The sequence below is a fragment of the Roseomonas chloroacetimidivorans genome (genome assembly GCF_049629625.1).
In the GTDB taxonomy this organism is placed as follows: domain Bacteria; phylum Pseudomonadota; class Alphaproteobacteria; order Acetobacterales; family Acetobacteraceae; genus Roseomonas; species Roseomonas chloroacetimidivorans.
This window is the reverse complement of the sequence record NZ_JBNBZS010000013.1, coordinates 1-11776: the sequence shown is the minus strand read 5'-3', so window position 1 is coordinate 11776 and position 11776 is coordinate 1. Positions and strand designations below refer to the sequence as shown.

The 11776-nt window shown below is 66.4% G+C and carries 10 protein-coding genes; 4 read left to right on the top strand and 6 right to left on the bottom strand.

The window, feature by feature from the left end; all coding sequences use genetic code 11:
- The first annotated feature begins 7 nt into the window (after positions 1 to 7).
- Positions 8 to 1348 carry an O-antigen ligase family protein gene (locus ACO1BU_RS11775; RefSeq protein ID WP_424136141.1) on the top strand — a complete coding sequence of 447 codons (1341 nt, stop codon included), beginning with the start codon at positions 8 to 10 and terminating at the stop codon, positions 1346 to 1348.
- Positions 1349 to 1440: 92 nt separating this feature from the next.
- Here ACO1BU_RS11775 and ACO1BU_RS11770 read toward each other — a convergent pair whose 3' ends face one another.
- A complete protein-coding gene (locus ACO1BU_RS11770) occupies positions 1441 to 2475 on the bottom strand; it encodes an acyltransferase family protein (protein ID WP_424136140.1) in 1035 nt (344 codons plus the stop codon).
- 366 nt (positions 2476 to 2841) lie between these two features.
- Positions 2842 to 4791 carry an alpha/beta hydrolase domain-containing protein gene (locus tag ACO1BU_RS11765; RefSeq protein ID WP_424136139.1) on the bottom strand — a complete coding sequence of 650 codons (1950 nt, stop codon included), beginning with the start codon at positions 4789 to 4791 and terminating at the stop codon, positions 2842 to 2844.
- A gap of 326 nt (positions 4792 to 5117) precedes the next feature.
- Between ACO1BU_RS11765 and ACO1BU_RS11760 the strand changes: the two genes are divergently transcribed.
- The 3 genes from ACO1BU_RS11760 (at position 5118) to ACO1BU_RS11750 (ending at position 9060) form a co-directional block, all read left to right on the top strand.
- A complete protein-coding gene (locus ACO1BU_RS11760) occupies positions 5118 to 6722 on the top strand; it encodes a hypothetical protein (RefSeq protein ID WP_424136138.1) in 1605 nt (534 codons plus the stop codon).
- Positions 6723 to 7009: 287 nt separating this feature from the next.
- On the top strand, positions 7010 to 7150 hold the full coding sequence (locus tag ACO1BU_RS11755) for a hypothetical protein (RefSeq protein ID WP_424136137.1): 141 nt from the start codon (positions 7010 to 7012) through the stop codon (positions 7148 to 7150).
- Between the two features lie 629 nt (positions 7151 to 7779).
- On the top strand, positions 7780 to 9060 hold the full coding sequence (locus ACO1BU_RS11750) for a DEAD/DEAH box helicase (protein WP_424136276.1): 1281 nt from the start codon (positions 7780 to 7782) through the stop codon (positions 9058 to 9060).
- A 160-nt stretch (positions 9061 to 9220) separates the two neighbouring features.
- Here ACO1BU_RS11750 and ACO1BU_RS11745 read toward each other — a convergent pair whose 3' ends face one another.
- The 4 genes from ACO1BU_RS11745 to ACO1BU_RS11730 all read right to left on the bottom strand — a co-directional run.
- Positions 9221 to 9508 (bottom strand): transposase, encoded by a 288-nt coding sequence (locus tag ACO1BU_RS11745; protein WP_424136275.1) that lies wholly within the window; start codon positions 9506 to 9508, stop codon positions 9221 to 9223.
- A 157-nt stretch (positions 9509 to 9665) separates the two neighbouring features.
- Positions 9666 to 9923 (bottom strand): hypothetical protein, encoded by a 258-nt coding sequence (locus tag ACO1BU_RS11740; protein WP_424136136.1) that lies wholly within the window; start codon positions 9921 to 9923, stop codon positions 9666 to 9668.
- A 755-nt stretch (positions 9924 to 10678) separates the two neighbouring features.
- Positions 10679 to 10864: a hypothetical protein gene (locus ACO1BU_RS11735; RefSeq protein ID WP_424136135.1), complete on the bottom strand. Its 186-nt coding sequence runs from the start codon at positions 10862 to 10864 to the stop codon at positions 10679 to 10681.
- A 40-nt stretch (positions 10865 to 10904) separates the two neighbouring features.
- The coding region (locus tag ACO1BU_RS11730; protein WP_424136134.1) for an IS256 family transposase at positions 10905 to 11776 on the bottom strand (872 nt) is incomplete at its 5' end.

The window sequence follows — 11776 nt, the reverse complement described above, 5'->3', positions numbered from 1 at the left end:
GCCGGCCATGGGCGCCGCTCCCCGTCCCATCCGCGCCATGGGCGGCGCTCCAATGGCCGCGCCGGTTGCCGGGCCGCAGATGCGCAGCATGCATCGGCCCGTGGTTCCGCCGGCCGCGACCTCGTGGTCGTCGGTCCCGGATCGGCTTCACGCGGTGTTCGTGGGGCTGGTGATCGCCTTCTACACGGGCGCCCGGATCAGGTTCGGGGCACCGGGCGAGGCCACCATCGGCGCCTCGGACCCACTCAACACCGTGATGAGCCTCGTCCTCTTGGTTGGCGGCTCAGGGCTGATCCTTGCGCATCTCCGCCGCAGCCTCATGATGTTCCGCCCCGCCCTGCCATTTGTCGCCATGCTGACTGTGATGCTGGTTTCAGCTCTATGGTCGCAGGCCCCGGAAAATTCGCTCCGCCGCACCGTCACCATGGCCGCCCTGGTGCTGTTTGCCATCAGCAGTCAGGTAACGCTGGGGCCGGAGCGCTTCATGCGTATTGCGGTGCGGACGCTGCTTGCTGTCTCCGTTCTTTCCTTGCTGGAGGCCGTGCTGCGGCCAGCCTATGGCTTCGACGTCGGGGAGTATGCGAACGCAATCCGGGGTCTTTACGGGCAGAAGAACGCCTTTGGCATGGCACTCCTTGCCGGGGCGCTGGCTCTGTCCTTCGTGGTACTCGCGCGGGGGCGCTTCCAGGTATCGGATGGCGTGATCATCCTCTTTCTGCTCATCCTCTTGGTCCTTTCGCGCTCGACAACCTCGCTCCTACTCACGCTTGCGGTGACAGGCGCCACGATGACAGTGGTGGCGCTCGGCACCGGCGGGGTCTTGCGGATCTCAACGACATTGGTGCTTGTCATTGGCGGAGTTGCGGCAGCGCTCGTCCTCGGCACGGTGCAGATGGATGATCTCCTGGAGTTCATCGGCAAGGATGCCTCACTGACGGGCCGAACCGAAATCTGGGAAGCTGTCCATGAGATTATCGCGCTCCGGCCATTGACCGGCTACGGCTACGCTGCCTTCTGGGTCCAGGGCTCCAACGGCGTGCTGCGCGTGTGGGACCATGTCGCCTGGGAGGTTACCAGCGCCCATAGCGGGTATCTGGAGGTCATGCTTCAGTTCGGCGCCCTGGGGTTGATCCTTGTCGGGCTTCTCGTCCTAGTCACGTTACTGCTCGCAATCCGTGCGGCATGCCGGGGCGAGCAGCGGGTCGCCATTTGGGTGATGTTGTACCTCGGCGTGATGGGCGTGCTGAACAAAAGCGAGTCCGTGCTGCTCGGCCCCGACCTCATGATGGTTTACTGGGTAGTGGCTGTGCTGACCCTTGCCGGCGTAAAGCGGCGCGGGGAGGTATAGGTTCACTGTGAGAGCTGGACGCTTCTTGTAGAGGGCCCGAGGCTTTCAGCGCGCTTGAAACTGGAACATGCGTTGAGGCGCGTCGTGCGGCACTACACTCCGGTACGGGATCCTGAGGTCGTCGACGAGGAAATACGACTGCTCCGCCACTTGCTTGCGGCGAGCCTGTGCCCGAGGGCGATGAACCGGTTCTCGAAATGAAAGGTCGAGAGGTGTGCAAGCATGAAGGTTGCGCCGATCAACAGCGGCCGCTTCGCATACTTGGTGAGCTTGTCGCCGGTGCCGAGCCAACTGCTCATCAGTATGCCGTGAATCACGTAGAGTGCGAAGGACACATGCGCGACATAGGCCATGGGCCGCGATTCAAGCACCCGAGCCAGCAGTGTTGGCGCGGCGCGGAGAGTGGCGCCGATCAGCAACATTGCGATGTAAGGCCGCAGGTAGTTCAGTGCACCTGTCTCTGGATGGGCGCTCGCGATCAGCAGGGGCATCAAGAGGTAGGGATTTAGCCACGCGAGCCAGCGGCCGGGCTGCCCGCCGAACCAGCCACCATACACCAATGCGAGGACGCATCCTGCCAGGATTTCATCCACGCGGCGCCAGGTGACGAAGTCGAGATGCGCTCCCCAGGCAATGCGATGGGCGGTCACCGCGAGGCAGGCCAACGGCAGGGCATACAATCCGCGTCGTCCGAACAGTGCTACGAGCGCGGCAACGCCGATGTAGAACTGCACCTCGACGCAGAGGCTCCAGAAGTGCTCGACTTCCGGACGGATCTGGAAACCCGGCAGGTTAGCCAGAAAAAGAAGATGCTGCGCGTATTCGCGCGGAGAGGCGCCAATCAGCACCAATGTTGCGAGCAGTGCCATCCATGCGAGGGGCAGGATTCGCGCAGCGCGGCGAATGAGAAAACCTGGAACATTCCCGCTCGCCATGAGGGACCGGGTAATCAGGAAGCCCGACAGGATGAAGAACAGGGCCATTCCCGCTGCGGCTGTGGCGGCGTTCAGCTTCAGGAAGGCTGGGCCGATTGGCAGGAGATGCCCTGCCATGACCAACAGGATGCTCACCGCCCGCCAGCCATCAAGGACCGCAAGCCGGTGTGGCTCGCCCCTGTTCTCCGTCATTGCAATGATCTCACGGGGGGGGTGATAGCACTGGAGCTTGGGGCGGCCAAATGGGAACAAGAGGAACATCGGACCCCCTGACCGCCCGGTGCCGAGCGATCAATTCGGACGAGTGCAATGCCCCGTCAAGGAAGGGGAGGTTCGACTTCGCCCCGGGCTCTGCGAAGGTTTTGTGGGCGTCCGCATGCCGGTCCGATGCCGAACAGCCTACCGCCGCATCGACGGCAGCTTCGGCCGCGACGACTTCGTCTACGACCATCAGACGGACAACGACAGCTGCCCTAGCCAAGCCGACCGGGCCCGCCCCCCCCCAGCCAATCCGAACTCCGACTTCTTCAGCACAAGCGGCGCTGAGCTGCCCTTTCGTTAATGCAACTGCGCCAGCCGGCCCGCTTGAGCCCGTGCGATGAGGGCCTCGGCATCGGCTGGTAGCAGCAGCCGCTCCGCTACCGCATCCGCCGCGGCGCGCCGCACGGCGGCGACATAGGCTGCGTCGTCCGCATAGCGCTCAGCGATGGACGGGCGTGGGTCGCCTGCCGCCAGCCTCTCCTCCCTCGTTGCGGCGAGGGGCACCACCGCGCCCTGCAGCGGGTAGAGCGCCGCTGGGCCGAAGCCCTTGGACCGCGGATTCCAGCCGGTGGAACTGGCGCGCGGCACCGCAAGCTGCAGCGCCCGCACCCCCGCTACGCTCATTCCGTCGCCGTCCATCCAGGGCACGAAGACCGGGTAGCGCCCGAGTTCACGCGGCGGCAGCACGGACTGGTCGGAATAGGTAGCGGTCGTGTGGATCCCGGCATAGGGCAGGCCGGGGATCGGCGCTGGCATGGCGGCCTCGGCGGGCACCAGCGTGCCATGGGCGCGCATCGGCACACGGCTCGCGGGCGGCTCACGCCCTTCGGCCAGCCAGCTCTCCATCGCGGTCAGAAGCGCGCGCATGGGCGGGCCGGCATGCAGGGGGTTGGTTGGTAGGGAAGCCGCCTCAATCCGGCGTGCCGTGCCGCCCGGCGCCTCGAAATGCGGTGTGCCTGCGATCAGGTAGGCTCGCACATCCGGCGGCAGGTCGATGTGATGCCCCGCCGTATCCGTCACGAGGAGCGAGGCGCGGGAGGCCCACCACTCGTGCTCGCTATCACTCTGCATCACCTTGGGGCAGGTGGAGGAGAGGCGGCAGCGCAGCAGCAGTCCGTCCCGCCGGCCAGAAAGCGGGTCGTCAAGCACCGCGTAGGTGAAGGGGAAGGTGTCCGCCTGCCAGGCCGGGTCCTGCGGGTGGCGGGCATTCCGGCCCGGCTGGCCGAAGCGGAGGTTCGTCGCCATGCGCCGCGCCCCGGCCACATGGGGCATCAGCCCGTCGAAGACGACCCGTCCCTCCGTATCCTCGTTGAAGCCGAGATACAGGAAGTCCCGCAGGAAGCGGCCGGATTGCGAGACGCCGAAGCCGATCGCCCGCTGCACCGCCGGCTGCCCGGCATGCGCCAGTGGATTGGCCGGCGAGCCATCCCGTCGCAGGAAGGAGACGACGTCCCGCACGGCAGCGAAGCCGGTGCCAAGCACCGCCGGGTCACGGCCGGTATAGGTCACCTCGTAGAGCGCGCCGGCATCGAAGCCTGCGGCGGGGCGGGAAATCTCGATGCGCTTCTCGTCCACCGCGCGGGCGGACAACCCCTCGGGTGTCCGGCGGGGGTCGGACCAGACCTGGCGCACGGTCACTTGCAGGCTCGCCGGGTCGGCAAGCGGCCAGGAGAGCGTGGCAGGCGCGGGGTTGCTGGTATTGTCGAAGACGAACTCCTCCCGCACCGGCCCGGTCACGCCACGCAGCACGGGGGCGGCCAGGACGAGCTGCCCCGGGGCAGAGGGGATATCGGCCTGCCAGCCCACCCAGACCATGGTCGTGCCGCGCCCGGCCAGGAAGCCAATTCCGGCATCCTCGGCGGCGGCGAGCTTGCTCGCGCCGGGTTGCGGCACATCGTCGAAGAGCTGCGGCGCGAGCTTCCGGCCGCGATTTGGCACGTCCAGGAGCAGGGTTCCGCTGCCGCGCGCCGGATCGGCCGGGCGCAGGATCACCACGTCGGCCGTGGCCTCCACCCGCGCCGCGGCGTTGCGCGGCGCCATGCCGAGATCGGCGATAACAGCATTGCGGGGATCGGTGGGGTCGAGAGCAATCGTCGCGCGGCCGGTGATGCGGCGGTACCCGCCCACCTCCCCGAAGATGCGCCCGGCGAAGGCGGGCACGTCCTCCGTCACCTCGAAGCGCGTTACCTCGGCCGCCGCGGGTGCCGAGAGGGCGAGCATCCCCGCCAGGACGGCTAGTTGCCGCATGAACGCTTCCTCCAACTATTTTGGTGAGGATCGCCTCCCCCACGCGACTGATCAAGGCTGTCGGAGCAGCCCCAGGCACTTCCGTCAGAGGTAGCAACCCTCCAGCAGCTACCCAATGTGGACGGGAAAACCGGCATCTGGCCGGTAGCGGACTGGCAGCTTACGGGTGGCGGAAGGCCCAAGGCTGACATCGTCAGCATCCATGACGTTGGTGCACGCGAGCAGGGGCCGGTGGGCAACGTATTTCCTCGTTCCGGCTGCTTGCTTCGGCTATGATGCCCGCGCGCCGTGTGACACGGCGCCAAAACAAGTCGGGAGGGATCGCCATGCGCCACCACGACTGTATAGCCGCCGTCACCTTGCTTGCCCTCACTCTCGCCGCGCCGCCGACCGCGGCGCAAATCGGGCACGAGCACGCCGCGCACGCTCCTGCCACCCGCATCCTCGGCAATGTGAACTTCCCTGTGCAGTGCAGCGCCGCCGCTCAGGAGGCCTTCAACCGGGGGATGCTACTGCAGCACTCCTTCTGGTACGAGGCTGCCAGCGCGGCGTTTCGCGAGGCGCGTCAAGCTGACCCTGGCTGCACAATGACCCATTGGGGCGAGGCGTTGAGCCTGCTTACCAACCCGTACAGCCCGCCCACACCGGCCAACCTGCGCCAGGGCCGCATCCTGCTCGAGGAGGCGAGGCAGCTGCCCGCGCGGAACGAGCGCGAGGCGGCCTACATTGAGGCGCTGTCGTTGGTCTTCGCCGGCGACGATCTGGCTGGGCACCGTGCGCGGGTCGGCGCTTACCGCGATGCCATGGCCCGGTTCCACCAACGGTTCCCCGATGACACCGAGGGGGCGATCCAGTACGCCCTGGTGCTCGGCGTCGCCGCCTCGCCGACCGATAAGACCTACGCGGACCAACTCCGCGGGGCCGAGATCCTGGAGCGCGAGTGGCCGCGGCAGCCCGACCACCCCGGCATTGTCCACTACCTGATCCACCTATACGACTACCCGCCACTGGCCGAGCGCGGCATCCGCGCCGCCGAGCGCTACGCCGACCTGGCTGCGGACGCAGCGCACGCGCAGCACATGCCTTCGCACATCTTCACCCGGGTCGGGCGCTGGGAGTCCTCCATCGAGACCAACCGGCGCGCGGCCGATCGGGCGGTGGCGGCGAACGATACGGAGCAGGAATTCCACGCGCACGACTACATGGTCTATGCCTATCTGCAGACCGGGCAGGACCAGGCGGCGCGGCGCGCGATCGACGGCGTGGGGGGGACGAACGGGGACCGGCGCCAGGCGCACGCCTTCGCCTCTGCGGCGATGCCGGCGCGCTACGTCTTGGAACGCGGCGCCTGGGCCGAGGCGGCGGTGCTGATGCCGCGGCAGACCAACTTCCTCTTTACCGACGCACTGATCCACTTCGCCCGCGCCTACGGCCTCGCGCGGGTCGGGCGACCGGCGGAGGCGGTGGCCGACATTGCGGCACTGGCGCGCATCACCGAGGCACTGCGGACGCGTGATGTCTACTGGTCGGAGCAGGTGGACATCCAGCGCCAAGCGGCGGAGGGCTGGGCGGCCTTCGCCTCGGGCCAGCGAGAGGCGGGCCTGGTCACGCTGCGCGAGGCGGCCGAACGCGAGGGGCGGACGGAGAAGCACGTCGTCACTCCCGGCCCGCTGGCGCCGGCGCGCGAGCTACTAGCCGAGGCGCTGCTCGAAGCGAGGCAGCACGCGGCAGCGCAGCGCGAATTCGAGACGGTACAGCGCACCGAGCCGCGCCGCTTCCGCGCGGTCTACGGCGCCGCGCGTGCGGCGGAGCTCGCGGGCGATCATGCGGCGGCGCGGCGGACCTACACACAGCTTCTGGAGATCGCGGCGAAAGCCGACACACCACGGCCGGAGCTGGCGATGGCGCAGGCTTATCTCGGGCAGAACTAGGGTCTGTAATTTGACTGGACTGGCCGGCTGGTCTGTCCGGCGCTGATCTGGCCCGAGGACGAGCCGCCTTGAAGGTTCCCGAGACTTTCAGGGCGGCATGGTCATGACCAGGGCGATCCTGGACAGCGCCCAATGGGTGTCACTAAGGCTTGTGGTGCAGCAAATCTCGCTCACACGGAAGCGCGGCGAGGAGGCGCTGCGCCACTTCGTGGAAGCCACGCTCCCGAGCGGCCGGACCGCGGTGCCTGCATCGAGAGCTGGCGCGTTTCAACGTTTGGAGGGCGGAGGTGGCTGAGATGGAAGCTGACCATGTCTTTCAGGGATCCACCCCGGCTTTATATGATCATTATCTTGGGCCAATGATCTTCGAACCCTATGCGGAGGATCTGGCGTCCCGGATGGCAGATCTGCGGCAGGGCCGCATTTGAGACCGCAGCTGGGACAGGCGTGGTCAAGCGCGTTCGGCTCTCCGTCCTTCCAGAGGATGTCACTATCAATGGAACGGACCTCAGCCAGCCGATGCTTGATCACGCGTCTAGCCAGCCTTGGTTTGCGCAGGTGGCTTGGCAGCAGTCTGCCGCCCAGGATTTTCGCATCAGCGTTGTCCGCTTCTGGGCTTAGGGGGAACGCCCGTCAGAGTCCGAGAAGGGCGCGGAGGCGACATGACCGGATCTCGGGGGTGGCCCCCAATCCGACCTTACACCAAGCACAGCTACGAGGGCCAAGGCTGGCAACTCGATGAGGCAAGCCAGAAACAAACGCTTGCGGCAAGCGCGAATGATGGAAAGTAAGTTCCTGGCGAGGTGACCATAGCGTGTTACAACCCGCGGCTGATCTTTCATGAGGCCGAACATGCGCCCGACCAAATTGCGCCGACAATAAACGCGGCCGTTCAGCGGCTAGGGTCTGCGGTGGGCGCGGGTGGAGGAAAGAGCCGCCTCACCGCCCCGCATCTCCGCGTTGACGCACTGCAGCATCATCCGTAAAAGCCCGCCCTCCGAACCAGCGAAGCCCGAACCGGCGCAGCCCTACCCAGCGCCGGAGGCGCCGCTTGACCATGCCGATGACTTTCTCCGACCTCTCCCTGGCGCCGAGCCTGCTGCGCGCGCTGGCCGAGGAAGGGTATGCCAACCCCACCCCTATCCAGGCCCAATCGATCCCGATGTTGCTGGAGGGCCGCGACCTGCTGGGTATGGCTCAGACCGGTACAGGCAAGACCGCTGCCTTCGCGCTGCCGCTGCTGCATCGCCTTGCCATGGCTTCCCGCCGAGCGCCCAAGGGCGGTGCCCGAGTCCTGGTCCTGGCGCCCACGCGCGAACTGGTCTCTCAGATCGCCGACGGCTTCGAGAGCTTCGGCCGCCATCTGCAGCCCAGCGTGACGACGATCTTCGGTGGCGTCAGCCAGTTCCATCAGGTGAATGCGCTCAAGACGGGTCTGGACATCATCGTGGCCACGCCGGGGCGCTTGCTGGACCTGATCAACCAGGGCCTCTGCGATCTGTCGCAGCTTGAGGCGTTGGTGCTGGATGAGGCTGACCAGATGCTCGATATGGGCTTCGCTAAGCCGATTGAGCGCATCGTCGCGACTCTGCCGAAAGATCGGCACACGCTGCTGTTTTCAGCAACGATGCCGAAATCCATCGCCTCCCTTGCCGAGAGCCTGCTGCGCGATCCGGCGAAGGTCGAGATCGCCCCGCCGTCGACCACCGTCGACCGGATCGAGCAATCGGTCATGTTCGTCGACGCGGCCAACAAGAAGGTGGCGCTGCTGGCGCTGCTGCGGACGCCGGGGATCGGCCAGGCTGTGGTATTCACTCTGCAGAAGAACATCGCCAACGAAGTCTGCGCCTTCATCATCGGGGCGGGCATCACTGCCGAGGCCCTGCACGGCAACAAGTCGCAGGGCCAGCGGGAACGCGCGCTGGAGGCCTTCCGCGCTGGAACCGTGCAGGTCCTGGTAGCGACGGATATCGCGGCGCGCGGCATCGATGTCGACACGGTGACACATGTCTTCAACCATGACCTGCCGAGCCTGCCGGAAAGCTATGTCCACCGCATAGGTCGCACCGGCCGCGCGGGGCGTAGCGGCTTCGCCGTCACGCTCTGCGATGCCGAGCAGCGTGCCTGGTTGCGTGATGTGGAGCGGGAAATCGGTCGCGCCCTAACCGTGCAAGCCGATCACCAGTGGCATTCGGAAGCGGCGCGGAACTCGACCATGCGCCCACCTGTGTTGGGTGGTGCGCCGGTCAAGGAAATCAAGCCGCAGGAAAGGCGCGAGCGCAGGGTTTGGACCGAGGAAGAGAAGCTCGCCGCGCGGGCAGCGGCCAAGGCGGCCTGACACTAAGTCTGATTAGGCCGGTGGGTCGGCCCCTACCGGTCTTTGCAAACCCCGTTGGCGTTGCCGATCGTCGCCAAGGTAAAGGCATCTGGTCCAGCCGTCGCCCACGCCGGGACGAAAATGCGTCAACGGTTTAGGTGCCTGCCAGACGAAGAACGCACTATGCCGCTATGGAGCAAGGCCCCACTGCAGCATGGCTTCGACGAAGCGGAACCTCATCTCGGCCGGCCCGAGAGGATGCCGATGCCGGTCTTCGAATGTCGCGCTTCACCTGCGCCCGCTCGAGCTCCTTCTGCAGCCGGCCGATCTCCGCCTGCTCCGCGGACAGCGTCGATGCCGCCCCGGCGGGGTGGTCCGAGGCCGTGATCCCGCTCGCCGGTCCAAGCCGCTCTCGCCAGTTGCGCAGTATCGAAGGCTGGACCCCCAACTCCTTCGCCACATGGTTCAGCGGGCGGCCGCCGCCCTACGGCAGCCCCGCCGCCTCCCGCTCGAACCCCTCCGTGATCTCACGTCGTGTCTTGCTTGCCATCAGGGCACCTTGCTCCAAAGAAGCTTGTCCGAGGTGTCCACCAGCACGGGGGAGGGGTAGGTTGAACCTTCTGTACTCAGGTGGCGACATAACCCGCTGAGCGCAGCATGCTGTCGAGCGTGGGCGGTTCAGGGTCAGAGGCAAAGATCCGTTCGGGGATGCCGTCCGGTCTCGCGAGTTCAACGAACGTCGCTTCGCCGGTCAGCCCGACCTTCGTAGCCACCGCGACTGCCGCCTTGATGGCCGAGGCCTCAGACCTATATCCGGAATAGGTCAGCGTGCCCTGAGCGATCTTCCAGGCTGTGCCGTCAGGCTGGACAGTATAGGTAATCATGGGTCGATCGCTCCTTGGTGGTCTCGATAGCCTAGCGGGGCCAACTCGAACGAGACATATGGGGATGCTGCGGTGATTTGCATGGCGGAGCCGAAGCCTGGCGCCCTGGCCTTAACATACCTTCATGTCTTGGCACCCTGGGCACCTGTTCGGCCAGCCAGAAACGAGGCAGGCTCGCGCTGAGCTTCAGACCCCCGGGCATCGTCGCTGGCGCGCCGAGATGATCGGCCGAGCCGGTGAAATGTACCTGCGGAAGGGCTGCGGGCGCATCGGTGTCCGTCTTTTCGTCGGTCATGTCGCGGTACGGCAGGTCGCGTTATGACCCGGCCAATAGCCAAGTGTGGTGTGGTGCCGCCCGCCATACCAAGAGGACTGCGTAAATACGGGCGCTTCGCGTAGCCGCTGGGGAACCCTAACCGCCCGGCGTGAGTGCCCTATGCGGTCTCCGACGTCGCTCTGGCGAATGCGTCGAGGGACAAGGTACGCGAGTTTTCTGGACGCCGGGGGTAACCGCACGCGGGCTCACGCGTAGGCATTGGCCCTCTGATCTTTCATGATCTTTAGCTGCTCCTCATGGAGGGTTTTGGCGCGCCGTATGCGTGTTCAACCGGCTGCGGACGCCAGTCCTCCCCCGAAAAAAGAGGCTGGAGAACCGGTCATCCAGGCCGATGCCGCATAATGCCGACGAGGAAGCGGCTGCGACCGGGGCGCAGGGCGAGCAGCATATCTGAACCACCATCGGGCGTCGCCTGGCACTATGGCGTGGGAATAGGGATTAGCTGCTCCCGCTCGTAGGCAACCATAATGCCCAATTCTCGTACCCGCGACGGCGGCAGAGCAACGAAGTCCTTTCCCTGCGCCGTCTCGAACGCGATGACGATGGGCAGGAGGCCGAACGGCACCTTTCCTCCTTCTGGGAAGATCGTCGTAACCTTGGCCATGCCCGGGGGGAGCTATGCGGGAATTTGGGTGACGCGGTGATCAGGCGGCGTTCTGTGCTGGCGTGTTGGTGACCTCGACGCCGTTCTTGAATGTGACGCCCTGGATGAGCTTGGGCAACTGGTTCTCGCCCTTCAGCCTGCGCCAGGTCTTGGCCGCGGCCATGACGAGCTTGAACACCATGAGCCGGGCGGTGTCCTGGGACAGGGCGCCCCTGGTCCGGATGGTGCGGTGCCGGACGGTGGCGAACACGCTCTCGATGGGGTTCGAGGTGCGGAGGTGGTCCCAGTGCTCGGCGGGGAAGTCGTAGAAGGTCAGCAGTGCGTCCCGGTCCTTCACCAGGCAGGTGACCGCTCTCTCGTACTTGGCCCCGTATTTCCCGGCGAAGGTGGTGATCGCCGTCTCAGCCGTGTTGCGGTCCGGCGCCTGCCAGATCTCGCGCAGGTCAGCCTTGGCCGCCGGCTGGACGGACCGGGGCAGCTTGTCCAACACGTTGGCGGTCTTGTGCACCCAGCACCGTTGATGCCGGGTCGCCGGCGAGACCTCCTCCAGCGCCTTCCAGAAGCCGAGCGCGCCATCGCCCGTGGCCAGTTCGGGCGCAATCGCCAGGCCACGGGCCTTGAGGTCCCCCAGCAGCTCCCGCCAGCTCTGCGCGCTCTCGCGCAGGCCGACCTGGAAGCCGAGCAGCTCCTTCTTGCCCTCCGGGGTGGCGCCAATGAGCACCAGCATACACTCGGCCTGCGGCTCCATCCTGGCCTGCAGGTAGATGCCATCGGCCCAGACATATACGTAGCGCCGGGCCGACAGGTCGCGCCGCTGCCAGCGCGCGTAGTCCGCCTGCCACTCATCCCGCAGCCGCGCGATCACCGAGGGCGACAGGTTCGGGGCGTCGCGGCCCAGCAAGGCCCCGAGCG